Genomic DNA, 25,116 nt, shown 5'->3' on the forward strand with positions numbered 1-25,116 from the left:
GCAGATTTACATGCGAGATGCTTGGCTGAGTGCACTTGAAATCCATTGATTAATGCTTTGACCACTCACCTGGGCTGCTGTGGCAATCGAGGCATGGAGTTCCGGGGGAATACGAAGCGTTAATTTTCCAGAGTATGGCTGTTGAGGTTCTTTGCCAACAGCGTTACAAGTTTCAAGATAATCTTCGACCGCTTCCTGAAAAGCATTTTTAAGCTCTGTTACTGACTCACCATGAAACCCAACCCGGTCTTTTATGCCCGCAATATGACCAACAAAACATTCGTCATCATCACTATATTCCAGGATGGCTGAATATCCTTTGTGTGTCATTGTATTCATGGCTTAACTCCAATTCTGCTTAGAAAGTCCCGTGCATCTTTCACTTGATAAGGCTTTGCCTCTTTTTTAGGGTGAGGCCTATGGAAGGTTCCAATTTCCCCATCTTTATGAAATCTTACGCGAGAACCACGACCTTGAATAACTTCAGCCCCAACAGCTATGAAGAGAGATTCAATGGCTCTCCACTCTAACTGCCTGGGGTTTGATTCCTGGTAAATCGCAATAAGCATTTTTCGGTGTTTGGCATTCATAGAGGACACTAAAAGTATGGTATCATAAAATGATACCATTCATTGAGTTTTCTGAGACATAACGCGCATAACATGATGTTTGAAGCTTGCCACGGCCCGATGCTCTATCATTAGCTCCCTAGGAGGCTGTCCGAGCCAAATATCAATATTCACGCAAAACTGTTATATTGTAACAAATATTAATGGCATCTGTTATGCGCAAAACGAATACACCTTATATTCAACACAACCATAAAGCCTGTATTCAGCAGGCTTTAACGGAAGCTCGTGTCATTTGCCATAATCGTGGTGTCCGTCTGACCCCCCTCAGAGAAAGGGTGCTGGAACTGGTTTGGCAGAGCCATTGCCCGGTCGGAGCCTATGAAATACTGGCAGAGCTAACTCAGGGGGAATCAAAACCGGCTCAGCCCCCTACCGTATACAGAGCCCTGGACTTCCTTCAGGAACAGGGACTGGTACATCGCCTGACATCCATTAATGCTTACCTTGGTTGCAGCCGACCCAATACGCCACATAACAGCTGCTTTCTGATCTGTACCCAATGCCGGACCACCATTGAAATTGAACACCCGACCATTGAACATTCCCTGGAAGACTGTGCCAGTGAACACGGCTTTATCATTGCGGATGCCTCAATAGAGCTGGCTGGTTTATGCACCAACTGCAAAACGAATTGAATAATCACATATTATGAATCAACCATTAATAGAGTTGAGCAATATCTGGATGAAGTTCCAGAACAGAGAGGTACTGACCGGGATCAACCTGCAGGTGAATCCCGGTGAAATCGTTACCCTGATAGGCCCGAACGGTGCAGGAAAAACCACCCTTGTACGGGTAGCCCTTGGATTACAGGAACCCACATCCGGCCAGCGCTCCGTCAGAAAAGGGCTGCGCATTGGCTACATGCCGCAAAAACTTCATATTGATGACTCCATGCCACTGACAGTCAACCGGTTCCTGAGGCTGACCGGTTGTCGTTTAACCGCCGTTCACGACGCCCTTGGGCGAACCGGCGTCAGCCATGTGCTCCAGTCTCCCCTGCAATCGCTGTCGGGTGGTGAGCTGCAAAGGGTTCTGCTGGCCCGGGCACTGCTGCATAAACCACACCTTCTGGTGCTGGATGAACCTGTGCAGGGGGTTGATGTCACCGGACAAAAGGAGCTTTACCAGCTGATCACGGAGATTCGCAACGCGTCCAGAGACCGGGAGCACTGTGCCGTGCTGATGGTGTCCCACGACCTCCATCTGGTTATGGCATCCACCGATAAAGTCATTTGCATCAATCAACACGTCTGCTGCTCCGGCCATCCTCACCAGGTTAAGCAACACCCGGCGTACCTTCGCCTGTTTGGTGGAGCGTCAGACGAACTGGCGGTATATACTCACCATCACGACCACCATCATGGCGTTGACGGGCATATTCTTGAGCCACAAAGCCCTGTATCTGAAGGAAAGCAATGATGCCGGATATTCTCTTATCTGCCTTACTGGCAGGCTATGGCGTGGCTCTGCTGGCAGCACCACTGGGCTGCTTTGTGGTCTGGCGGCGCATGGCCTATTTCGGCGATACCCTCTCTCACTCTGCTCTGCTGGGGGTTTCACTGGGGCTGATGCTGGATATCAATATCAACCTGGCCGTTATCGCCAGTTCACTGATGATCGCCGCTATCCTGGTCAGCTTCCAGGAAAAACAACAAGTGGCATCCGACACCCTGCTGGGAATCCTTGCCCACAGTTCGCTATCCATTGGTCTGGTCACCGTCAGCTTTGCGGATAATGTTCGGGTAGATATGATGTCCTATCTGTTCGGTGACCTGCTGGCAACCGGCCCCTCGGACCTTTACTGGATTTACGGAGGAGGTGCCCTGGTTCTGGCGACGCTGGCATGGCTCTGGAAACCGTTGTTGTCCATGTCTGTTCATGCCGAGCTGGCCCAGGTGGAGGGCATTCCGGTCAGGAAACTCAGAATGACACTAACCCTGCTAATGGCCCTGGTGATCGCCGTAGCCATGAAGATAGTCGGTGTTCTGCTGATTACCTCCCTGATGATTATTCCGGCAGCGACCGCCCAGCGGCTGGCGCGCACACCAGAGCAGATGGTGATTGTTTCAGTGCTGCTTGGCATCCTTGGTGTGTCCGGAGGCCTGGCGGCTTCATGGTTTCTGGACACGCCTGCTGCCCCTTCAGTGGTTGTGGCCAGCTTTTTACTTTTTTTAATCACCCGGTTGATAAAAAGAAAGTAATAATAAAACCTGAGTCCGCAAGTTCACAATACAGAAATCTGTTCGAAAAGCCTGCTGCTCAAGGCTTTTCGTGTAAATTCACGGCAAAGTCAGGCAAACCTGATGAATATATCCTCTACAGCTAACACTATGTCTCTCCCTGCACGAACAGCGAACAACAGTATGGAGAAAAACAGCAGCGGCTCATTTGCAGGCAGGGAAACAAATCATGCAAAGACGATCAAGCTTTATATAAAGGAACCGTTTACTCTGACACGTCAGTCATTAATAAATCCGGCTATTTCCAACAAAATAACACTCCAAATCTTTCAAATTGGGGATAAAACTGATGTCTCAATTTGTGGTGACGGTGCTGATGAATACTTAATGTCACTTTTTCAAGACAAAGACGACAAGATTTCTTTTGTTGTCAAAGATCAGGATGAAACAGAGTGTGAATATCAGCCTCCAGTCACCTGGGGAAAAAGATTTGTAAAGTGGATTTCACAAGGGGCTCGTTACTGTACGACTTCCGAAGATAGCGAGTATTTGATTCCAACATGCCATCAGTTTGAACGTTTTTTACACTGTGGATCAGAAAAATACAATATCAAAATCCCTATGAACTATTATCCCTCAACAGTAGTCACTGATATAAAAATAGTTGAGCCATTTAGCTATCTGAATTTGTCGGATACATTCACACAAGAATGGATCCATTCCATGACCTACATAGGCTCCGGTTTCTGCATTGGTAAATTTGGCACAGGTTCCATTGCCATCCAGACTGTTGAAAACTCTATGTTGTATTGGAGCAATAAAGACCGTGAAAGCCCCAGGCCAATTACATTACGCACTGGTAAACTGAGTTAAAGCTTTATGAGAATTTCACCCTGACCAAAATTTAGGCAGGAAGTAACGAGAGAAGTTATGAAAATAAATTTTCCAAATATTTCTGAACACAGCGAATATGCTCAATCGTTTGCCCGGTTACAGATTTCACCCAAAAATTTTGTCTCAACTGAACAGGATCCAGTTGAATCCGTTGATATTGATGAAGGAAAACATTATCTGGTCTGCGTTGAGCACGGCTTTAGAAAAATTGGCATACTGCCTGCGGATATCCAAATATTACTAAAAAGAGATCTTGATATTAGTACTTCAGGGGTAGCTTCTCAAAAAGCACTGAAAAAAGCCGAACCAGCTTCGCAGCAGCCCAGTGTTTCCGGGGAACAACGTCCTGCAAAAACACCTTCGCCAGAAGAAGATGAAGAGTTAACTCCATGGTTTATTAAAGAAATGGCAGGGAAACTTTTAACCAGAAAAATTCTGGTCATCGAAGAACCATTTCAAGTGAAACCTAAAGTAGGGGAATTGGCAGTATATTTAGGAATGATCAGTGATGAAAAAAAATTACCAAGATTTGCCAGAAATACAAAAGTGCTTACAGAAACAACGGATGGATCACTTGCGATGGCTGCCAAAGTGATTACTAATCAACTTTATACTCGGTATTCTGAGGTAACCATTTTAAAGGGCAGTACGACAACAGATAAAATAACTACTTTGAATGCTCCTCTCAAGCGTACATTAGCGGACATTGCTATCGATGTCATCATCACAAAATATCATGACGCTGTTGCGTACAGAAAGGAACTGGCCCGATGGCTGCCAAATCACCCATTAGTAGTCTACATGAAACAGTTGGAAGCTTTAACCACTAAAATTCCTGATTATAAACCGTTGGATGATGAAACAAACAGTAAAACCAATCAACAAAAAAAAGCAATTATTAATTACATCAAAAAAATCAAACAACCATTAATCAATTTGCTAAAGGAACATTATCATCTGCGTTTTATTGAAGCGCACACACCAGAAGAAGATCTCCAGGAAGCGATTGATTATTATCAAAGAAGAACCACCATTCCTGTTCTCGACCTGGCCCAGCTTGATGAGGAATTGTTAAAGCCACACGGTATTGAAACCTTTCTTGATATTCACGCCTTCTTCAAGACACCTTTAATGAATATGAATAAAAAAAATAATTTCAAACATAAAATACGAACGCCTGAGGAAGGTGAAAACTTCACACAATTGGCGAATTTAGCCATTGATCTGGTTTATGAAATCAGTAAATTTATCGAGCTTGAAATGATTCCGACCGATTCTTGACCCATCGTACTTTCGATCAGACCGCTGCCACGTAAAAACTTTTGGTTGGAACTCTCTATTAATTTGCAAAGCCAGCATCCGCTGGCTTTAACATCAAAAAGATTGTAAAAAAGTCAAGACTCAATGACTCTTGTCAATACTTAACAACACAGTCCTGAGCTTACCGGGTTCCAACGGTGGCCGTATAAACCCGTGATAGTGTCCTTGCGGATTAACCAGGGCCAGATTGGCACCGTGATCCACCAGATAAAACTCATCCTCAGGATCAACCACCGGGGTGAACGGGACATTCATCTGAACCGCCAGGTTATAAACACCCGCTATTTCTCCGGTAATGCCGGTGAAGTCCTTATTAAAGTAGGGCACATAGCCTTTCAGTTTGTCAGGGGTGTCTCTTCGTGGGTCCACCGTCACCATCAGGTACTGCATCTCTTTCGCCAGGCTCGGTGACTTCTCCTTGAGCAATGCGTCCAGCTTATTTAACTGACTAAGCGTGGCCGGGCAGATATCAGGGCAGAAGGTAAAACCGAAATAGACCAGGCTCCAGCGCCCCTTAAGATTTTCTGCGACAAATGGCTGGCCGTTATGGTCAACCAGCCCTTCCATGGTGAAAGCCCTGGGTGTTTCAAACACCACCGCTCCCATTTGTTGGAGCTGCTCTTTGGATAACGCTGGCTTGTTGATAAATTTATTCGCCGTCACCCCGAGCACAACAGCGACGGCTGCCAATAAAATAGTGACCGTCTTTTTCACCCCTTTACTCCTTTCTGTGTCCACAGGGACTCCTTACACCCAGAGATAAAATGAATAGTGGTCCACCAGTAACACCACAAATAGCAGCATCAAATAGGTAATTGAAAACCTGAAGGTCTTGATGGCGGCGTGAGGTCTGCTGTCACGGAGCAGAACAATGGACCAGTATAAAAAGCGTGCTCCCAGAATGGTTGCACCCACCAGATAGATCACCCCACTCATACCCGTCAGGAATGGCAACAGGGTGACCATAAACATGATGATGGTATAGAGCAGAATATGAAGTTTGGTGTAAGCCTCACCATGGGTGACTGGCAACATGGGAACATCCGCTTTGGCGTACTCCTCCTTGCGATGGATCGCCAGGGCCCAGAAGTGAGGGGGCGTCCAGGCAAAAATAATCAGTACCAGCAAAAGGCCATGGCCTTCAAACTGTCCGGCCACGGCAGTCCAGCCGAGCAGGGGAGGAGCCGCCCCGGCCAACCCACCAATAACAATGTTCTGTGGTGTTGCCCGTTTCAGAATCAGCGTATACACCACCGCATAGCCCATCAGGGAGGCAAATGTTAACCAGGCGGTCAGAGGATTAACCAGCACAAACAGCATGGCCATTCCCAGCGAACCAATAATAAAGGCAAAAATGACCGCCTGGAGCGGCTCAACCCGACCAGTGGCCACTGGACGATTATGGGTTCTCGCCATCACCGTATCGATCTGTCGGTCAACGACATGATTAATCACCGCTGCGGCACCGGCACACAGAGCAATCCCCAGGTTACCAAAGAACAGAATATCCAGCGGTACCCAACCGGGTGTTGCCAGGTACATACCAATAACCGACGTTAAGATCATCAGCGCGACCACCTTAGGCTTGGTCAGCTCAAGATAATCCTTCCAGTGGGCACTCCCTGCCGGTAATACATTACTTTGACTCATGCTCAGCCCTCTCTTTCCTGCAAATCCTGCAAACTGTTGTTCAAACCACTTTTCTTAAGAGCACCACCGAATAAGAAGTAGTTATAGGCCACCAGTGATAACAACAACAAGGCCCCCCCCAGGTTATGGGCTACGGCAATGCTCAACGGCAGGCTCCAGATGATATTGCTCAGGCCAAGAGCCACCTGGACCGTCAACATAACCATAACCAGCAGCATCAGTTTTCGAACTGTTGACCCTACAGAACCGCCAACCCTGAAAGACACCTTGAGCGCAATAAGCATTTGCAACGTCAGTAATGTTACTATCAGTATTGCCCCCACTCTGTGGGCAAAATGTATGGCGGTTCTGGCCTCAGCATGCAGCTGCCCACCCAGATAATTCGGACCAATGTCCTGCCCGACATCAAATCCCTCTGCAAAATTCATGGGTGGGAGCCACTGCCCCTGACACATTGGCAGATCAGGGCAGGCAAGGGCTGCATAGTTAGAGCTGGTCCAACCACCCAGACTGACCTGACCAACCACCAGCACCAGGCTGAATACCGCCAGCCACTTCAGAAACAGGAAAGGCTTATGCGGCACCTTTTCTCGATGCACGCCAGACAACCTCAACGTTAAGAGAAACAACAGACTGAAGGTGGCAAAACCGCCCAGCAAATGGGCAGTTACAACCTGGGGCCACAGTTTTAGTGTGACGGTCCACATACCAAAAGCGGCCTGCAGGGTAATCAGTGCAAGGATCAGAATGGGCAGCTTGAACGGCTGGCCCGGCTCACGCCGGTATCTGAATGCCTGAATAACAATCATCAACACCAGGAGCATCAGGGAGCCAGCCACATAACGGTGGATCATCTCTGCCCACCCCTTATCAACTTCAACCGGGGCCTCCGGAAAGAGTGACTCGGCATGGGCAATCTCCTGCTGAGTATCCGGCACAGTCAGAAAACCATAACAGCCGGGCCAGTCAGGACAGCCCAGCCCGGCATGCACCAGCCTGGTATAGGCACCCACACCAACCACAATGCTTGCCAGCAGCGTTGCGATCAGCGCCAGATAAAATCCTTTTTTCTTCATTGCCACTCCAGTGAGTTGACTACCCATTACCAACCCTTTTTTTAACCAAAAAATACCACATTAAACAAAAACCAATGACTCAATAATCATTTAGTACCCATTAACCGATATTGGACGCTTTCAGCAGCTTTTGCAGATCTTTCAGCACATCACCACCGGGCTGATCAACCCGGTATCCCATGATCAGATTACCCAGCGGATCAATGATAAAAATACGGTTCTCTGGCCAGTGCTTAAGGCCGAGCGCTGTTTGCACATGGTTTTTGTCCGCGTTCAGCCAGTAAATGCCCGGATGTTCCGTTTCAAGTTCTGAGGAGGGCACCGGTTTTTCCGGAGCAATGTAAAACCGGGTCACCCGTTCAGACTCTTTTCCCAGGGCAATATGCACCTGACGGGTTTTATACAGGCTGGCGACACAATCAGACTCTTCACAACGGGCACTGCCAAACACCACCACTCGCCAGAGGCCCTCTGTTTCTGCGGCATCTACACGCTTTTCACCGTCCTGAAGATGCAGTGCGGCAAACTGGGCGGGTGGTAGTAAAAGCTCGCCTTTATTGCTTCTTCCTTCTGGTATCCATGCCCCGGTAAAGTACATAATCCAGGCCAACCCCATGGCCATGGATGGGATCAAAATGACAAGGGCAAGCTGCAGCCGATTCTTATTCGTGGTTGTCTTGGTCATGATCACCTCACACGTCATGCTTGTTCTTAAGTAGTTGGCCGAATGGAATCTTATTTTCTGGCTAAGTGGGCAGTTACTATGCAAGGCACAACGTAGGGAGCATAGCCGTAGCTATGTGACCGTAGTTGTAACGCCGCAGAGTGACTGTCCACTTAGTCAGAAAATATGATTTCATTTGGTTAACTACTTATGGTTCTTACCTGAGCGGATCATCTGGAACCCATACAGCAAGAGCAGGACCAGTGCCATGGCAAACCATTGAAAGGCGTAGCCCAGGTGCTTCTCTGATTTCAGATTAATCACCATTGGGCGCATCTGTTCAGCACCCGGCTGACCCGCTCTGAGCACCATGTAAAAATCCGGCGTCGTGCTCTCCATGGCTTCCGATATTTTCAGTGAGTCAAACGCCTGGATGCGTTTCGGCCAGCCTTCTTCCCAGATGTCTTCCGCCAGCATAAAGGGTTTGCCCAAGGGCTTATACGCAAAGCCGGTCAGTATCAGATGCTCCGGATCTGTCATCACCTCCGGCAGTCGTTCCCGATCACCAGCGACAATCCAACCCCGGTCAATCAGCAACCATGCTCCGTCATCGGTCAGAAACGGCATGAACAGCTCATACCCGGCCTCACCCTGGAAAACCTGATTATCCAAAAGAAAGTAGCGATCCGGGTCAAACCGGCCGCTCACCGTAAAAGGGAGATACAACGGATCTTCGTGACGTTGAGCCTGGGAAAGTGACAACGGCTCAAGAGCATGGCGAGACTCATAAGCCTGCTCCAGCATCAACTTTTGCTCGTAACGTGATAGCTGCCAGAAGCCCAGACTCACCAGTACCGGCAGGGTGGCAATCACTAACAGGGTCAACTTCAATCTGAATCCAAACATCAAGTGAACGGTCTTTCTATGCTATTGTGTCCCAGAAAGTGCGGAAAATACTGAGTTCATCTCAGGAGTTTGCCTTGTGGATAACTTTCTTGAGCCAGGAATATGTGGATAAAATTCGTCGTTATTGTTCTTTTTATTGCCGTGGTTATCAGTCTGGGTACCGGCTTTTATTTTCTGCTGACTGAGAAGAAGAGTTCGCCCAAACTGCTGAACTCCCTGAAAGTTCGTATCGGTCTCACTGTTTTGATTATGGTGGTTATTGTTGCCGCCTGGCTTCATGGAGATATCCACAGCCAGGCACCCTGGTTGTATCGATAACCGTTAAATCAGATAAACGAAAATAAACAGTCCAACCCATACCACATCTACAAAGTGCCAGTACCAGCTGGCGGCTTCAAAGGCAAAATGGTTATCTGCCTCAAAATGTCCCTGAAAAACCCGCACAAGCATCACCGCCAGCATAATGGCTCCCAGTGTTACATGTGCACCGTGAAAACCGGTCAACAAGAAGAAGGTTGAGCCATAAATACCAGCACTGAGGGTCAACCCCAGTTCGTTATAGGCCTCGATGTACTCTTCAACCTGGAAAAACAGGAATGCGGTGCCGAGCACCAGCGTCAGGATCAACCACAGTTTTATCTTGTAGCGGTCATTAGCGCGCAGTGCGTGGTGGGCCAGTGTCAGTGTGATACTGGAAGCAACCAACAGAAGCGTGTTCAACAGCGGCAGGTGAAAGGGATCCACAACATCAGCAGCGCCAACAAAAAGATCATTGTCCGGATTTACCATCAGTGGCCAGCTCGCAGTAAAATCTGGCCAGAGCATCTCGTGGGTCATCGCCCCTTCACCCTCACCGGCAAGCCAGGGGACGGCCAGAACCCGAACATAGAACAGGGTGCCAAACAGTGCGGCAAAAAACATCACTTCGGAAAAAATAAACCAGAACATTCCCCAGCGGAATGTCCGGTCCATCTGTGGACTGTAAAGCCCGGCCCGGGACTCCTGGATGACATTGCCGAACCAGCCAAACAGCATCCAGGCCATAATCAGGCCACCGGCGTAAAACACATAGTGTGCACTAGAGTCCTTAACACCGGCGCTCATGTCATTCATCATCATGCCGGCCCCAAGAAGGGTCAGAAAAAGTCCAATAGACGCAATGATTGGCCATTTACTCTGGGCCGGAACGTAGTAGGTACCTTCGGTAGCCATAGTACTTTCTTTCACCTCTCCTGATCTGACAGGGAGTACGCCTTTTCTCCCGAACAATCTTCTTTAGAAAATAAAGCTCAAAACACTCAGTTCAAATGGGTTACATCAAACAGCGTATAAGACAAGGTTAGCTTTTTTATATGCTTCGGCAGGTCCTGATCGACGATAATCCGCAGTGGCATCACCTTTTCTTCCCATGGCTGCAACGTCTGTGTGGTAAAACAAAAACACTCGACCTTATGCAGAAAGTTGGTGGCTTCAAACGGCGTCACACTGGGAATGGCCTGGCCCACTATTGTTTTACCCGTGGGGTTTTTCGCAACAAAGTTTAGCAGGCCCGGTTCGCCGGGATGCACCGTGACCTGGGGAGTGCTGGGGTAAAAGTCCCAGCTCATGCCCGCATTCTTCGTGGCCACAAACTGCACCTTGATATCGCGGCTGGTATCCACTTTGGCTTCTGCCGCCTTGTACATGTATGGGTCAGGATCCGTCTTGCCGTTCAGGCCAGTCACCTGACAGAACACGTTGTACAGTGGCACCATGGCAAAACCAAAACCGAACATGCCACAAGCTACGAGTATGGAGCGAATGACAGTACGGCGAGTTGAATGCTCGATGGCTTCAGGCTGCTCTCTATCCTGTTCACTCATACAGACTCCTGTCGTTTACTTTACATCCGGTGGTGTGGTGAAGGTGTGATAGGGGGCTGGTGATGGCACACTCCACTCTAACCCTTCAGAACCTTCCCAGGGCTTGGCCTCGGCTTTTGCTCCCCCCCTGATGCATTTAATCACGATAAACAGGAACAGGAGCTGCGTGGTTCCAAACATAAAACCACCAATACTGGCCATTTCATTGAAGTTGGCAAACTGCAGTGCGTAGTCCGGTATCCTGCGTGGCATGCCCGCCAGCCCGACAAAGTGCATTGGGAAGAACGTCAGGTTCATCCCGATAAAGGACATCCAGAAGTGCACTTTGGCCAGCGTCTCGTCATACATATAGCCAGTCCATTTTGGCAGCCAGTAGTAGCAGGCAGCATAGATGGCAAAAATTGCCCCCGGCACCAGTACATAGTGGAAATGAGCCACCACGAAATAGGTGTCGTGATATTGGAAGTCAGCAGGGGCAATTGACAGCATCAGTCCTGAGAAACCACCAATGGTAAAGAGCACCACAAAGGCGGTGGAGAAGAGCATCGGGGTTTCAAAGGTCATGGAACCACGGAACATGGTGGTCACCCAGTTGAATATCTTCACCCCGGTGGGTACCGCAATCAGCATGGTGGCGTACATAAAAAACAGCTCGCCAATCAGCGGGATGCCCACTGTGAACATGTGATGCGCCCAGACAATAAACGACAGAAAGGCGATACTGGCGGTTGCGTACACCATGGAGGTATAGCCAAACAGGGGCTTACGGGCAAATGCTGGAATAATGGCAGAGACAATCCCGAAGGAGGGGAGAATCATGATGTACACTTCCGGATGCCCGAAAAACCAGAAAATATGCTGGAACAGTACCGGATCACCACCACCACCGGCATTGAAGAAACTGGTACCGAAATGAATATCCATCAACATCATGGTCACTGCACCCGCCAGCACCGGCATTACCGCAATCAGCAGATAAGCCGTGATCAGCCAGGTCCAGACAAACATGGGCATTTTCATCATGGTCATCCCCGGAGCCCTGAGGTTCAGGATGGTCGCGATGATATTAATCGCCCCCATGATGGAAGAGATCCCGAGCATGTGGATGGCAAAGATGAAAAATGTTGTTGAAGGCGGTGAATAGTCTGTTGATAGTGGCGCATAAAAGGTCCAGCCGAAGTTGGGGCCACCACCTTCCATAAACAAGGTGCTCACCAGCATCACGGCAGCAAAGGGCAGAATCCAGAAGCTCCAGTTGTTCATCCGCGGCATGGCCATATCCGGAGCCCCGATCATCATGGGAATCATCCAGTTAGCCAACCCGACAAATGCCGGCATAACGGCACCGAATACCATGATCAAACCGTGCATGGTGGTCATCTGGTTGAAAAAAGCCGGTTCGACAATCTGCAGTCCGGGCTGGAACAGTTCAGCCCGGATGATCATGGCCATGGCCCCACCGGTCAGAAACATAATGAAGCTGAACCACAGGTACATGGAGCCAATGTCTTTGTGGTTGGTGGTCAGAACCCAACGCATCAATCCTTTGGCAGGCCCGTGATGATGCTCCTGATCCAGGGAAGAAGCAGTATCTGTTACCGAAGTCATATCTACTCTCCTTACAGGCTCGCCTGCTGGTTATCTGGCATGGTCTGCTTGGCCGGATCTTCTACGTATTCGCCAGTTTTCTTGTACTCCACAATCTCTTGAGGGGTCACCATTTCACCGGTGTCATTGCCCCAGGCATTCCGCTCATAGGTGATCACGGCAGCAAGGTCCACCTCACTCAGCTGGCCGGCAAAGGCCTGCATTGCCGAGCCCTTCTTACCGTTCATAACAATATCGACATGCGCCCCGATCTGATCCGCTTCAGTGGCCATCGGGCTGCCTTTCAGCGCCGGGAAGATCGGCGGCATGCCGGCACCATTGGGCTGGTGGCATACAGCGCAAGCCTTGGTGTAGGCCTGCTCACCTCTTTCCATCAATTCCGCCATGGTCCATGTTTTATCGGTCAGCTCACGCTCTTTGCCCGCTGCGGTTTTTTTCGCAAGAAGCCAGGCGTCATAGTCTTCCTGTGACTTGGCTTCAACCACAATGGGCATATAGCCATGATCCTTACCACACAGTTCGGCACACTGCCCACGGTAAGTACCGGGTACTTCAATATTGGTCCAGGCTTCGTTGATAAATCCGGGAATAGCGTCACGCTTGACTGCCAGGGCAGGCACCCACCAGGAGTGAATCACGTCAGCAGCGGTCACCAGAAAGCGAACCTTTTTATCCACAGGAATCACTAGCGGCTCATCCACTTCCAGAAGATAGTTGGGGTTCTTGTCCCGAACATTTCTGATCTGTTCCCGGGGTGTACTGAGGTTACTGAAAAAAGAGACATCTTCTCCGACGTATTCATACTGCCACTTCCATTGATAGCCGGTAATTTTGATATCAATATCGGCCTCGTCAGTATTGTAGATTTCCACCAGCGTTTTGGTCGCCGGAATGGCCATCAGCACCAGGATCAGAAAAGGAATGGATGTCCATACAATCTCAACCAGTGTGCTTTCATGAAACTGGTGTGCTACTGCGCCTTTGGATTTACGGTGCTTGAAAATGGAATAAAACATGACACCAAAGACAATCAGGCCGATCACGACACAGATCATCAATATGGTCATGTGGAGTCCGTAGATATTCCGGCTGACCGCCGTCACACCTTCGGTCATATTGACTTCCCATGCAGCACGGCTACTACCCGTTACAGCCAGTCCCGCAAGAAGAAGAAAGAGAGATTTCGCCTGCTGCATCATTATTCCCTTACATCCCCTGACTATCCGCTGATCGCAGCGGAAACTTCTTATTATTATTGTGCAGATTTGTTGCGCTGCTTTACTTCTCAGAGGTGCGACTGCCAACGGAGCAGTTTTTCGTCCGGTTGCCTGTGTCACGATACTGACCTTTCCAATGGTCTTGTGTTGTTACCAACGTTCATCGTCTCCACCCCATGATAAAGCCCGTTTGTGACATTTACGCAGGTAAACCACAGATGGATTATTGAGAGGAAGCGAGATTATTTATAATTATCTGATCTGAAAAACCCCACTACATCTATTCAAGAGCAGATATGCAATCAGTATTGAGACCAAAACAAACTGCTTAGCAAACACATAACTGCAAATCCAACACCTCATGCCATAAAAATACTATGGCAAATCATTCAAAGCAGAACACTCTAAGTCTGACAATAATCGTTATAGAGTATAGTTCTAAAAAACCATTAAACAACATGCTGAAAGAAAATGAAATCGCCAATTTTAAAATACTGTAAATGTCGTTTAATGGATTCCTGATATTTCCTATATCACGCCTGTAAAGGGCTGTAATTAAACAATATTTTATTCAGGTTCTATGGTACAAAAATTTATGACCAAGATATTCTGTTGTAACTAAAGACAATTCCCTCTGCAAAAATCAGAGAAGCAATAAGTCTAACCAGGCTCTATCACCCTTTATAAACAGGGTTCGCCGTTGCCTCTTTGGGATCTTATGGAATCAAACGTTAAGCCACCTGCAAAAATGGCTGTGTTACGACAATTTCTGCTTCTGTCTCATAAACATTTTGAAGCGCTCATACATTTCCCAGTTTTCAGTAACACTGTATTGACAGTTGTCGCAGACCGTTACACAACCGGCTTTTAATATGCCATAGTGGCACGTTTTAACGGGTTTACTCAGCTCCCTTTTCAGCCAATACCTTATAATTTTTATTTCATCCAGGCTCCAGCCATCACGCAGAGGCATGCACTCCTTGTTAAAAAATTCGTGAAATTCTTCATCGTCTTTGCTCCAGAGAATGCTCAGGGGAATATTATTTTTAACAATAAAGTCGTTAACGTCTTCACACTCTTCGTCATTCACGAATTCCCACAAATAATTAATACGCTCATGTTTAGCCAGGATCATGGCACTGTGGAACCGGGCCAGTGCCTGATACTCTTCGGGAGCGAACAACTCTTTACCAGACCAGTCTTTGTTCAGGAACTCAGTCAGCTCTGCAGGCAACTTTGCTAATATTGAATCAGCCAGTGACTTTGTTTCATCCTTAGTAGGGCCATCTTCTCTCTTTCCGTCTATCCACCGATTCCTCAAAAATTCAGTTATCTGATATTCAAGCCTGTTTTTAAGTTTTTCCGGGTTGATCTCCAGATCGAGACCGGGAGCGCGCCCGAGGTGAGAATTAGAGGGATAAACAAGTAATAAATCATTTTCCTGAAACTTTACCTTAGGTTGTTCTGGCTTTATTTTTACGGTACAAGACGTTAGAGCAGTGATCAGATGTTCATCCACCGACTGCTCTGGACTCCCTGCGCAGACCTGTTGATTGGGAATATAGCGTGCACAGGCAGGAGCCTCATAAACTGACCCATTGGATCCTCCAGTGGCAATAAGTGGACAATTGTCTGATTCGGGCATAAGTACAGGGGTCTGAATAGTGGAACTTGCTAACGGATGCATAGCTAATTCATATCCTTTAATTTGATAATCGGATTCTATCGATTTATCCGAACGGGTGAATTAATTTATTTCTGTCGATCCAACAGTAAGCAGAGACTTGCCATCTTTAATCATCAGTTCCAGCAATCGCCGACCATTGCCAGAGGCAAGGACCGATGGCCTTTTTGCCCTCGGACAATTCCTTACTTGATAAGACAAGGAGTCTTATGAAAATTCAATCGATAAACCACCTGAGATATTTACTGTGTTACGGCGATCCCTTACCCTGACTCATCAGCATTTTAATGTGTCCGTATGGTTTCCAGTTTTCAGTAATACGGTAAATGCATTCATCACAAACCGTCACACAGTCGGCTTTGAATATACCATAATGGCACGTTTTAATGTATTCGTTCATCCGTTCAGCTTCAGGATAATCCTGACACCGCTGCAGTTCCTCATTCAACCAATACTGAATGAGTTCTAGTTCTATTTCGTCTTCTTCGTCTTCGCTCCAGCCAGCACGCAAGGGTAAACACTCCTTTCTAAAAAATTCGTTAAATTCATCTTCCTCTTTTTCACTCCGGTAGTCCAAATCTTCATCTTCAAGCAAAATAATTGCGCTGTGGAACCTCGCCAGGGCTTGATACTCATCGGGAGCAAACCACTCTTTATCGGACCAGTCTTTGTTCAGGAACTCAGTTAGTTCTGCAGGCAACCTTGCTAATATTGAATCAGCCAGTGATTTTTTTTCCTCCTGAGTAGCAGGACCTTTTCTATGTCCACTTATCCAACGTTCTCTCAAAAATCCAGTTATGTGATAATCAAGCCTGTTTTTAAGTTCTTCTGGATTGATCTTCAAATCAAGAGTGGGTGTTGTGACTCTTCTCACAGAATTAGAGGGATAAACAAGTAATAAATCATTTTCCTGAAACTTTGTCGGTGATTGTTCAGGCCCTGCTTTAACGACACAAGACGTTTGAGTAGTTATTTGACGTTTATCCAGTGGGTACCCTGGGCTCTCAGTGGAATCAGGAAGATGGCGTAAAGAGGCAGGAATCTCCTGAACTTTACCATTCGACTCAGCAGATGCAATAGCTTGAGGGCTGTCTGATTTGGACAGAGGTAGAGGTGGCTGAACAGGGGAATTTACTGATGAATACATAAGTATTTATTTCCTTTAGTTTGCTCAAAGACATCATTTTCGGCAAACCAGTGGCAGTCTTATGACAATTTTTCCAACTGGCTCTCAAGGTTTTTAATGCGATTATATGCAGCCCGGCTTTCATGTATGCGGTAACTACGGTCGCAGATTGACACACAATCAGCTTTTAATGGGCCATAATGACAATAATCGACGTAGCTCTTCAGGCGATCATGGTCAGGATATTTCTGACAACGTTTCAATTCGTAGTTCAGCCACTCCTTAATATACCGCACTTCGTCTTCGCTCCAGCCTTTGAGCAGAGGTAAGCACTCCTTTATCAAAAATTTTTTAAATTCACCGCACTTTTCGTACCCGTAACTTGGGTATTCCCAACCTTGTTCTTCACATATCTCGTAATCCATAAGATCGTCTTCATTGAAAAAAATAAATGCAAAATGGAACTTCGCCAGAGCTTGATACTCCTCGGGGACAAACCAGTCTCTACCAGACCAGTCTTTGTTAAGGAACTCATATAACGCTGCCGGCAACCTTGTTATTATTGAATCTGCTAATGACTGTTCTTCTTCCCGGGTGGGTTCATCTTCGATCTGAAACATTTCATAACGATCATCCAATATGCCATGAATATGCCATCTAAGGGCATCTTTCAGTTTTCCCGGATTTACGTGCAAATCCACACTGGAGTGGTCAGAAAAATCTTGTGGGTAAATCAGCAATATATCATTTTCCTGAAACTTCGTCGGTGATTTGCCAAGCTCTGTTTTTACGACACCAGGCTTAACAGCAGTAATTTGTTGTTCATCCAGTGAGAGCTCTGAACGCTCCCCGGAATCAGGTAGCTGGCGTGAACAGGAGGGTGTTATCTGAACGTTGCTATTGAATGCAGTTGCGATAGCAGCTTCGCTGACCTCTGGTTCAGATGGTGGTAAAGGTATTGGCTGAGCATCGGAATTTGCTAACGGAGGCATAGCTCTACAGACCCTTTAGTTAATTTGAGGCCATAGATTTCAGTCAGACAAAATTGACGACTTCCATCGCTTACTATTTCGCGGTCATTAGATCCAATTGAACAACAGATAGTTCCGGTCTGTTGAAAAAAATTTCTATCATTCCAGGCACCCCTGAGATGCCTCTGGAAAAAGCTGGCATAGCATATATTGTGTGCCATTTTTTTGACTGCACAACAGATTCCAAAATTTAGAAAAACCCTTATTTTGCAGTGTTTTTTATATTATTTTTTATTTATAAAAATATTGAAATATATGAAAAATGAATATTTACCGTCTCTTGTTTTATAGTTGGTACTATGGTTTTTTAAACATCTACCAGACAGCCATTGCCAGTCATTCCTGCTGGCACGAATGGATGAACACAGGGGGTCAATATGGATGTACAGGCAATCCGACAGTTAATCCTTCAGGTCAAAGAGCTGGAAGCGCAAAGCAGACATCTGCAAACGCTTATCAGTGATCGGATTGAACAATTACATCGCACAATTGAGCTGCCTGATGATAATGCCTGTGAGACATTGCTGATCTTTACGATGGATTATATTGACCATGTGCCGGATTTTCTGGAAGCGCTTAATGAAGCCTCCCGGCAAGTGGGTATTCATCGGTTTATCTCACCATTTCTGGATATTGCTGAAGAAAACTTTATGGCGGCCATAACCCGGGATCAACCCGTTTCCGGGCTCGATTTATTGCTTGATAAAGCCTATTTTGCCCATCGGCTTATTGAAGAAGTAAACGACCAATATCTTGTAAAAACCGGATCAACGCTCATCCCCATGAATATGACCTGGGCGAACCTGATTGTTCATTCAATATTGGGGGAAAAGTTTGCCAATGCCCTGGATGTGATTGTGGATAAAACGGTGGATCAGATGATGCGCTCGCAAGCGATTTATCATGAAGAGAAATTCCGGGAGTTTATCCATGATCGCAGTGCTGAGGAGTGGATCAGGATCTGGTCACGCTGGAACTGCCTTTCCAACAACCTGGGTATTGAGCTTAAATTTACAGCCTCGGCCTGAACCAGCCAGCCTGATGAACTTTAATTTTATTTCAGTGTCTTAATGATAACCAGTCTACGGTTCCGGTACCCTGACAACATTTGATAAAAGATAATAGAGGTGATCCGTAATCGCAGTACTAACAAGCGGTAAGAATAGGGGATGGTGAAACTGTTCATCAACAAACTGAGCAACCACTTCTGCGATGTGATCTGTATTTTTCGTTATACCTTTTTTCCAGTGATTTCCTCGTTCTCCATAACAATCATTGTCAATCGGACTGATTCACCGTGAATGGGGGTTTTAACTCCGTAAGGCGCCTGTATTTGATCAAGCTCTTCAGTGCTGGATAGCCGAACTACAGGGTCTGATCTCTCTACGACTCTATTCCTGATAAAAAAATTGTTTTTTACAATTATGATGCCTGTAGTTAAGCCTAAGGTTGAACCAACCAGACCTCCGACTATGGCACCATCTATCGCACCTTTTGCAGCTAGCTCTGTTCCCAGGTCATTTTCCAGGAAAAAACCCACGCCACCTCCGATGCCACCTCCCAGAACACCGTTAATGGCACGCATTAATGCAGTATTTCCATTACCCGGATGAACAACCACTGCACTTGTTGCACCACCAGCCATACCGCCTACTACAGCTCCTGCCATACCACCTGCTATAGCCCCGGCAATACCACCAGTAACACAGCCTATAGCTCCTCCTACAGTCGCACCCACTGAGGCATCTTCTAATACCAGCATCAAGCTTCTGAACACATCTAACCTTGTGACCTGAAGTCCTCTAAACGTGCAACATTGCTTCTCAAGATTGAAACACTGCCGGGAGGCCTGTAAACACAGCGCTTCTTCAGGAGTCACGGATACCGGTGCTGGTGGTAACATACAAACTGAACTTGCCCCCGGTTGTTGCCGGGCAGCTCTGGTTGGTTGTCAAAATCCAATTATTTCACGCAGTAAGGTAGACCATCATCAATGCACCCTCACGGCTTTTTTACCGGTGGATCATCAACAAATCGAATAATGTCGGTATGATCATCCAGAATACTCTCTTCCCGGGCAATACGGGCCTCTGGCAAATTCCCCTCCAGCCTCGGATTGACTTCCATCTCATCGCTGAAGCCGCATTCCACGCATTCCCGGTAATCCCGCTCAGTCTCACTGCGGAACATTCGAACTGAATCCATTGTGCCGCAGGAAGGGCATACCGCTCCTGCAATAAAGCGCTTGGTTTTCATGGCTCTTAATCCCTGACTGATGTGACAGTTATACGCAACAGAAAGCACCTCAAGCGCTCTGCTGCGTATTTATTTCAAATAGCCGTCATTTAACGGCAAAACTTATCATGGTTGGGGCAAAAAACTGCAAAGCCCAAGCCATTAAGCCGTTTGAATACCGCTGTGTCGCAGCAACGCATCAATCTCTGGCGCTCGGCCGCGGAAGTTGACAAACAGCTCCATAGGTTCAGCAGAACCGCCTTTTTCAAGCACCTCATGGAGGAAGGACTCACCGGTTTTCCGGTTAAAAATCCCTTCTTCCTCAAAGCGTGAAAACGCGTCAGCGGATAACACCTCAGCCCATTTATAGCTGTAATAGCCCGCAGCATAACCACCGGCAAAGATATGGCTGAAACTGTTCTGAAAACGGTTGAAAGATGGCGGCATCACCACTGCCACTTGCTGGCGCACCTGATCCAGCACGGACTGAACATCAATGTTATCGCGATATTCCTTGTGCAGTTTGAAGTCAAAAAGTGAAAACTCCAACTGCCGGACCATCATCATGGCAGACTGGAAGTTTTTTGCCGCCAGCAATTTATTCAGCATCGCTTCCGGCAGCGGCTCGCCGGTTTCAAAATGACCGGAGATAATGGCCAGCCCTTCCTTCTCCCAGCACCAGTTCTCCATAAACTGACTGGGCAGTTCGACAGCATCCCAGGCAACGCCACTGATGCCAGAAATCGCCGCATAATCCACTTTGGTCAGCATGTGGTGCAGACCGTGACCAAACTCATGGAACAGGGTTACCACTTCGTCGTGGGTTAACAGCGCCGGTTTATCGCCCACCGGCGGTGTGAAGTTACAGGTCAGGTAGGCCACCGGCAGTTGTAACTTGCCATCCTGTTGCCAGCGGGAACGGCAGACATCCATCCAGGCACCACCACGCTTATGTTCCCTGGCATAAAGGTCCAGGTAAAAGCGACCGATCACCTCTCCTTCTCTGGTGATGTTGAAAAAGCGCACATCTTTATGCCAGGTATCCACGTTATCCACGGTGGCAAACTCAACGCCATAGAGTCGATTGACCACGTCAAACATTCCGGCAATGGCTTTTTCCGCCGGGAACCATGGGCGCAGTTCTTCCTGGGAAATGGCGTACCGCTGCTGCCGGAGTTTCTCGCCATAATAGCCAACATCCCAGGCTGCAAGATCTTCAACGCCGTACTCTGCTTTGGCAAACGCTTTCAGTTCCGCCAGCTCCTGCTCCGCCTGAGGCTTGCTTTTGGCGGCCAGGTCTTGCAGAAATTCAATGACTTTATCCGGGGACTCCGCCATCTTGGTGGCCAGGGAGTATTCAGCGTAGTTCTCAAAACCCAGTAACCGGGCCAGTTCATGGCGAAGCTGCAGGATCTGCCTCATGTTGTCCGTGTTATCAAACTCCCCGGCATTTGGCCCCTGGTCAGACGCGCGGGTAGAGAAGGCGGTGTAAACCTCTTTCCTGAGCTCCCGGTTATCGCAATAGGTCATCACCGGAAAGTAGCTTGGAAAATCCAGATTCAACAACCAGCCCGCCTTCTCTTTTGACTCGGCCAGCTGCCTTGCCCCGGCCAGGGCAGACTCGGGTAATCCGGCCAGCTCCGATTCATCGGTAATCAGCTTGCTCCAGGCCATGGTGGCGTCCAGAACATTGTCAGAGAATTTGCTGGTCAGTTCCGACAGCTGTTTTTTGATCTCGCCGTAACGGGATTTCTGCTCATCTTCCAGGGCAACACCGGCTAAACGGAAATCCCTGAGGTTATCGTTAATCACTTTCTGCTGAGCGCTGTCCAGCTGCTTAAACGCTTCAGAATCTGCCAGAGACTGGTAAGCCTCAAACAACTGACGGTTCTGGCCAAGACGGGTAGAGTATTCAGATAGCAGCGGCAAACAGCCATTGTACGCTTCCCGCAGTGCTTCACTGTTGACGACCGCGTTCATATGACCAACCGGTGACCATGCTTGCCCCAACCGGTCATCCAGCTGATCCAGGGGCTCCTGCAAAGAGTGCCATCCGAAAGCGGCACCTCCAAGAGCGGCACCGGAAGCCAGTAACGCGGCAAGCGCCTTTTCATTATCAGCAATAATGGATTCAATGGCGGGTTTTACATGTTCCGGCAGAATTTTGGAAAATGGGGGAAGTTCACTGGATTCCAGTAGCGGGTTAATCATAAGACAGCTCTCTATACTTTTTAAATTTCATGGTAATTATTGGTAATAGATGGGTGCGTCATCCGGTGAATTCAAGCAGAATCCGGTCAATGCACCAGGAGGCTGTCCGAGAATAGCGCCCGTAGCGAGGATGGCAGAAAATTGAGGATAAAAAGTCGGAATTTTTTAGTCAATAGTGGTTCTATTTACTAAAAAATTCCGACTTCTTAGACCAATTTGCTGCCACCGCAGTAGGGCAGTCTATTCTCGGACAGCCTCCTAGCCATTATTTGCATCCACTGAGGCAGAAACACCACAGGAGCCCCGCTCAATGAGTCAAGCCATCCGAAGCTTCAATCATAAAATGCCAGTTCTTGGCGAAAGGGTCTATATCGACGACAGTGCGGTTGTGCTTGGCGATGTCACGATCGGGAACGATAGCTCGGTATGGCCAACGGCGGTTATTCGTGGCGATATGCATTCCATCCGTATTGGCGACAGAACCAGCATACAGGATGGTTCAGTTCTGCACATTACCCATGCAAGTGATTACAACCCCGCTGGCCATCCGTTGACCATTGGTGATGATGTAACGGTAGGGCATAAAGCGGTTTTGCATGGTTGTACTATCCATAACCGGTGTCTGATTGGTATTGGTGCCATTATTCTGGATGGTGCCGTGGTGGAAGAAGAGGTGATTGTCGCAGCCGGTTGTCTGGTTCCCCCGGGCAAGCATCTTGAGAGTGGTTTTGTCTACAAGGGAAACCCGGCCAAAAAAACACGGGAACTATCGGAAACAGAGCGTAGTTTCTTCCAATACACCGCTGGAAACTATGTCAAACTGAAAGATAACTATCTTGAAAATCAGGCTCTTGATAGTCAGGCTCTTGATAAATAGTAGAAGGGCTGCATCCAGCCCTTGATCAAGTCCTTAGTACCACTTAAAAATCATAACGTTAATTACTCCCCCTGCATTTTTTAATCATCCTTGTGACTTAAGTAGTAATGACTCACAGACTGGTCATAACTAATCTGAATTTATCAATACAAGCTATGACTGTTTTCAAGCACTGAGACAAGGAATTTAATATGAGTCAACTTTACAATGTGAACCAGGAAAACAACCCTATCTATAGACAAGCCGAGTTAGCCGATGCGGCCAAAGACAGAGCTGATATAGAAAAATCCAGGGAAGCAGCCCTGGAGTACCACACCAGGCTCCAGTTGGAAGATACCATTGATCTTGACGGCAATGGTGACGGCAGGAGCAACGATTCCCGCTTGCTGTCTATCCTTGCCCGCCAAAGAGTCTTAGGCTGATTTAATGCACTGAATATCCCACCGGAGGCCTTTCTATGCCTCTGGTGAATATGTTATAAGCGCTCCCTGATAAACACAGCTGGCTTTTTCAAACATGGACATTTACTCAACCGTTATACTGCTTTTCCTGATCATGGATCCTTTGGGCAATATGCCTGTCTTTATCTCAGTTCTGAAAGGAGTTCCTGAACAGAGGCGTAGCAAGGTGCTTATCAGAGAGCTGCTGATTGCCCTGGTTATTCTTCTGATCTTCCTTTTTGCCGGAAAATACCTGCTGCTATCACTGCATTTGAAGCAGGAATCGGTGAGTATTGCCGGTGCAATTATCCTGTTTATTATCGCCATTCGCATGATTTTCCCATCCAGCCGGGGTGGTGGCATCATGGGCAGTACCCCAGACGGTGAACCATTTATTGTTCCCCTGGCGATTCCCCTGATTGCCGGCCCATCCATTCTGGCAACGCTGATGCTGGTCTCCAGCCAGCATCCGGGAAATCAGTGGCCACTGGCCATGGCCGTTTTTATCTCCTGGGCATTGAGCGCTGCCATTCTGATGATGTCGGGTAAAATTATGAAATTACTGGGTAGTCGGGGCATATTTGCCATTGAGCGGCTGATGGGGATGATCCTGGTGATGCTCTCGGTGCAGATGTTTATGGATGGTATTGCTCACTATTCGGCATAGTAAATACTTACTGACTGCTTCCTGAAAACAATCAACAAACCGGAAGCAGTCCCTGTACAAGCCCACCATATTTCCACTATCATCGAACTATTTGCCGCCTAAGTTTTCTACCATGGATCTAGATACCTGCGCCAAGGCTCTGAAAGAGTTGGGTCACCCTTCACGACTTGGAATCTACAAACGCCTGGTCAGGTCTGGGCATCAAGGGGGGTTGTGCCCATTCCCTCGAAAAGTTCACTGTACAAAAACTAGACCACTTTTTTTAACCTGAAATAAGTTGCCCTGGATACACCAGACCTCTCCATTACGTCTTTCATGGGTACTCCTTCACTAATCATGGCTTTGGCTTGATCGGTGCTTTTGTGGGGCTTCCTGCCAAACTTAACGCCAGACTCTTTGGCAGCTAAACGACCTTCGTTGGTACGTTCAAGAGTGCGCTCTCGCTCTGCTTCAGCAACAGCCGCCAATATCTGGATAATCATTTTTCCCATCGCCCCTTCAGTGCTGAGGCTGTTGTCCAGGAAACGAATGGAAATTCCTTTTTTGTAGCAGCTATCAACGATCTTGATCATGTCTGCCGTGTTACGGCCTAAACGATCCATCTTGGTACAAATGATGGTGTCATCTCTTTCGGCTCTGGTCAGCAGTCGTTGCAGTCCATTTCTGTCGTCTGTTTTGCCGGTCATTTTGTCGGTGAATATCCGGTCTTCACGAACTCCGGCTTTTTTCAGGGCTGAAATCTGAATATCCAGTTTTTGTTGAATCGTTGAAACTCTTGCGTAGCCCAGAAGTGCCATTTTGATCGATCTCAGTATCAAATATCGAAATTGATA

Annotated in this window: 28 protein-coding genes; 10 read left to right on the plus strand and 18 right to left on the minus strand. The window is 47.5% G+C overall.

Features of this window, described 5'->3' with window-relative positions; translation table 11 throughout:
* Positions 1 to 6 precede the first annotated feature (6 nt).
* Both ACO6UX_RS01920 and ACO6UX_RS01925 read right to left on the minus strand, forming a co-directional pair.
* Positions 7 to 339: a type II toxin-antitoxin system HicB family antitoxin gene (locus tag ACO6UX_RS01920; RefSeq protein ID WP_422444349.1), complete on the minus strand. Its 333-nt coding sequence runs from the start codon at positions 337 to 339 to the stop codon at positions 7 to 9.
* Positions 336 to 629, minus strand: coding sequence for a type II toxin-antitoxin system HicA family toxin (locus ACO6UX_RS01925; RefSeq protein WP_422444351.1), 294 nt, complete (start codon positions 627 to 629; stop codon positions 336 to 338). Before ACO6UX_RS01925 ends, ACO6UX_RS01920 begins: the two co-directional genes overlap by 4 nt.
* A gap of 155 nt (positions 630 to 784) precedes the next feature.
* On the opposite strand from ACO6UX_RS01925, the gene ACO6UX_RS01930 reads away from it, so the two are divergent.
* From ACO6UX_RS01930 to ACO6UX_RS01950, 5 genes are all read left to right on the plus strand, one after another.
* Entirely contained in the window at positions 785 to 1,267 is a 483-nt protein-coding gene (locus ACO6UX_RS01930) for a Fur family transcriptional regulator (RefSeq protein WP_422444353.1), read from the plus strand.
* Between the two features lie 13 nt (positions 1,268 to 1,280).
* On the plus strand, positions 1,281 to 2,054 hold the full coding sequence (gene znuC / locus ACO6UX_RS01935; protein ID WP_422444355.1) for a zinc ABC transporter ATP-binding protein ZnuC: 774 nt from the start codon (positions 1,281 to 1,283) through the stop codon (positions 2,052 to 2,054).
* Positions 2,054 to 2,836, plus strand: a complete 783-nt coding sequence (gene znuB / locus ACO6UX_RS01940) for a zinc ABC transporter permease subunit ZnuB (protein WP_422444738.1) — start codon at positions 2,054 to 2,056, stop codon at positions 2,834 to 2,836. The genes znuC and znuB overlap by 1 nt, the downstream gene beginning before the upstream one ends.
* A 102-nt stretch (positions 2,837 to 2,938) precedes the next feature.
* A complete protein-coding gene (locus ACO6UX_RS01945; RefSeq protein WP_422444357.1) occupies positions 2,939 to 3,688 on the plus strand; it encodes a hypothetical protein in 750 nt (249 codons plus the stop codon).
* Between the two features lie 57 nt (positions 3,689 to 3,745).
* Positions 3,746 to 4,990 carry a hypothetical protein gene (locus ACO6UX_RS01950; RefSeq protein ID WP_422444359.1) on the plus strand — a complete coding sequence of 415 codons (1,245 nt, stop codon included), beginning with the start codon at positions 3,746 to 3,748 and terminating at the stop codon, positions 4,988 to 4,990.
* Between the two features lie 120 nt (positions 4,991 to 5,110).
* Here ACO6UX_RS01950 and ACO6UX_RS01955 read toward each other — a convergent pair whose 3' ends face one another.
* The 5 genes from ACO6UX_RS01955 to ACO6UX_RS01975 all read right to left on the minus strand — a co-directional run bounded on the left by ACO6UX_RS01955 (position 5,111) and on the right by ACO6UX_RS01975 (position 9,310).
* Positions 5,111 to 5,767, minus strand: a complete 657-nt coding sequence (locus ACO6UX_RS01955; protein WP_422444361.1) for an SCO family protein — start codon at positions 5,765 to 5,767, stop codon at positions 5,111 to 5,113.
* 9 nt (positions 5,768 to 5,776) lie between these two features.
* Positions 5,777 to 6,679: a heme o synthase gene (gene cyoE / locus ACO6UX_RS01960; protein WP_209275838.1), complete on the minus strand. Its 903-nt coding sequence runs from the start codon at positions 6,677 to 6,679 to the stop codon at positions 5,777 to 5,779.
* A 2-nt stretch (positions 6,680 to 6,681) separates the two neighbouring features.
* Complete coding sequence (locus ACO6UX_RS01965) at positions 6,682 to 7,755, minus strand: COX15/CtaA family protein (protein ID WP_422444364.1); 1,074 nt, start codon at positions 7,753 to 7,755, stop codon at positions 6,682 to 6,684.
* Between the two features lie 100 nt (positions 7,756 to 7,855).
* Positions 7,856 to 8,440: a hypothetical protein gene (locus tag ACO6UX_RS01970; RefSeq protein WP_422444366.1), complete on the minus strand. Its 585-nt coding sequence runs from the start codon at positions 8,438 to 8,440 to the stop codon at positions 7,856 to 7,858.
* A gap of 183 nt (positions 8,441 to 8,623) precedes the next feature.
* On the minus strand, positions 8,624 to 9,310 hold the full coding sequence (locus ACO6UX_RS01975) for an SURF1 family protein (RefSeq protein ID WP_422444368.1): 687 nt from the start codon (positions 9,308 to 9,310) through the stop codon (positions 8,624 to 8,626).
* A 117-nt stretch (positions 9,311 to 9,427) separates the two neighbouring features.
* Here ACO6UX_RS01975 and ACO6UX_RS01980 point away from each other — a divergent pair, with 117 nt between their 5' ends.
* Positions 9,428 to 9,643, plus strand: coding sequence for a DUF2909 domain-containing protein (locus ACO6UX_RS01980; RefSeq protein ID WP_422444370.1), 216 nt, complete (start codon positions 9,428 to 9,430; stop codon positions 9,641 to 9,643).
* Positions 9,644 to 9,646: 3 nt separating this feature from the next.
* Here ACO6UX_RS01980 and ACO6UX_RS01985 read toward each other — a convergent pair whose 3' ends face one another.
* The 7 genes from ACO6UX_RS01985 to ACO6UX_RS02015 all read right to left on the minus strand — a co-directional run bounded on the left by ACO6UX_RS01985 (position 9,647) and on the right by ACO6UX_RS02015 (position 17,814).
* On the minus strand, positions 9,647 to 10,537 hold the full coding sequence (locus tag ACO6UX_RS01985; RefSeq protein ID WP_422444372.1) for a cytochrome c oxidase subunit 3: 891 nt from the start codon (positions 10,535 to 10,537) through the stop codon (positions 9,647 to 9,649).
* Positions 10,538 to 10,623: 86 nt separating this feature from the next.
* Positions 10,624 to 11,187, minus strand: coding sequence for a cytochrome c oxidase assembly protein (locus ACO6UX_RS01990; protein WP_101745352.1), 564 nt, complete (start codon positions 11,185 to 11,187; stop codon positions 10,624 to 10,626).
* A 15-nt stretch (positions 11,188 to 11,202) separates the two neighbouring features.
* Positions 11,203 to 12,795: a cytochrome c oxidase subunit I gene (ctaD, locus tag ACO6UX_RS01995; protein ID WP_422444374.1), complete on the minus strand. Its 1,593-nt coding sequence runs from the start codon at positions 12,793 to 12,795 to the stop codon at positions 11,203 to 11,205.
* A gap of 11 nt (positions 12,796 to 12,806) precedes the next feature.
* A complete protein-coding gene (coxB, locus tag ACO6UX_RS02000) occupies positions 12,807 to 13,994 on the minus strand; it encodes a cytochrome c oxidase subunit II (RefSeq protein WP_422444376.1) in 1,188 nt (395 codons plus the stop codon).
* 775 nt (positions 13,995 to 14,769) lie between these two features.
* Entirely contained in the window at positions 14,770 to 15,699 is a 930-nt protein-coding gene (locus ACO6UX_RS02005) for a hypothetical protein (protein ID WP_422444378.1), read from the minus strand.
* Positions 15,700 to 15,946: 247 nt separating this feature from the next.
* Positions 15,947 to 16,843 (minus strand): hypothetical protein, encoded by an 897-nt coding sequence (locus ACO6UX_RS02010; RefSeq protein WP_422444380.1) that lies wholly within the window; start codon positions 16,841 to 16,843, stop codon positions 15,947 to 15,949.
* Between the two features lie 59 nt (positions 16,844 to 16,902).
* The gene (locus tag ACO6UX_RS02015; RefSeq protein ID WP_422444382.1) at positions 16,903 to 17,814 is read right to left on the minus strand and encodes a hypothetical protein; all 912 of its coding nucleotides are present in this window, start codon (positions 17,812 to 17,814) and stop codon (positions 16,903 to 16,905) included.
* A gap of 416 nt (positions 17,815 to 18,230) precedes the next feature.
* Here ACO6UX_RS02015 and ACO6UX_RS02020 point away from each other — a divergent pair, with 416 nt between their 5' ends.
* Complete coding sequence (locus ACO6UX_RS02020) at positions 18,231 to 18,881, plus strand: hypothetical protein (RefSeq protein ID WP_101745357.1); 651 nt, start codon at positions 18,231 to 18,233, stop codon at positions 18,879 to 18,881.
* Positions 18,882 to 19,084: 203 nt separating this feature from the next.
* Here the strand turns inward: ACO6UX_RS02020 and ACO6UX_RS02025 are convergent, their stop codons facing one another.
* From ACO6UX_RS02025 to prlC, 3 genes are all read right to left on the minus strand, one after another.
* On the minus strand, positions 19,085 to 19,615 hold the full coding sequence (locus ACO6UX_RS02025; RefSeq protein ID WP_422444384.1) for a hypothetical protein: 531 nt from the start codon (positions 19,613 to 19,615) through the stop codon (positions 19,085 to 19,087).
* A 239-nt stretch (positions 19,616 to 19,854) separates the two neighbouring features.
* Entirely contained in the window at positions 19,855 to 20,109 is a 255-nt protein-coding gene (locus ACO6UX_RS02030) for a YheV family putative zinc ribbon protein (RefSeq protein WP_422444386.1), read from the minus strand.
* A 141-nt stretch (positions 20,110 to 20,250) separates the two neighbouring features.
* Complete coding sequence (gene prlC / locus ACO6UX_RS02035; RefSeq protein WP_422444388.1) at positions 20,251 to 22,299, minus strand: oligopeptidase A; 2,049 nt, start codon at positions 22,297 to 22,299, stop codon at positions 20,251 to 20,253.
* Between the two features lie 310 nt (positions 22,300 to 22,609).
* Here prlC and ACO6UX_RS02040 point away from each other — a divergent pair, with 310 nt between their 5' ends.
* The 3 genes from ACO6UX_RS02040 to ACO6UX_RS02050 all read left to right on the plus strand — a co-directional run bounded on the left by ACO6UX_RS02040 (position 22,610) and on the right by ACO6UX_RS02050 (position 24,283).
* Positions 22,610 to 23,176 (plus strand): gamma carbonic anhydrase family protein, encoded by a 567-nt coding sequence (locus tag ACO6UX_RS02040; RefSeq protein WP_422444390.1) that lies wholly within the window; start codon positions 22,610 to 22,612, stop codon positions 23,174 to 23,176.
* 191 nt (positions 23,177 to 23,367) lie between these two features.
* Complete coding sequence (locus tag ACO6UX_RS02045; RefSeq protein WP_422444392.1) at positions 23,368 to 23,598, plus strand: hypothetical protein; 231 nt, start codon at positions 23,368 to 23,370, stop codon at positions 23,596 to 23,598.
* 94 nt (positions 23,599 to 23,692) lie between these two features.
* Positions 23,693 to 24,283 (plus strand): YhgN family NAAT transporter, encoded by a 591-nt coding sequence (locus tag ACO6UX_RS02050; RefSeq protein ID WP_101745362.1) that lies wholly within the window; start codon positions 23,693 to 23,695, stop codon positions 24,281 to 24,283.
* A 248-nt stretch (positions 24,284 to 24,531) separates the two neighbouring features.
* Here ACO6UX_RS02050 and ACO6UX_RS02055 read toward each other — a convergent pair whose 3' ends face one another.
* Positions 24,532 to 25,080, minus strand: a complete 549-nt coding sequence (locus ACO6UX_RS02055; RefSeq protein ID WP_422444394.1) for a recombinase family protein — start codon at positions 25,078 to 25,080, stop codon at positions 24,532 to 24,534.
* Positions 25,081 to 25,116 lie beyond the last annotated feature (36 nt).

Source organism: Endozoicomonas sp. ALB091 (assembly GCF_049310265.1).
Classification (GTDB): Bacteria; Pseudomonadota; Gammaproteobacteria; order Pseudomonadales; family Endozoicomonadaceae; genus Endozoicomonas.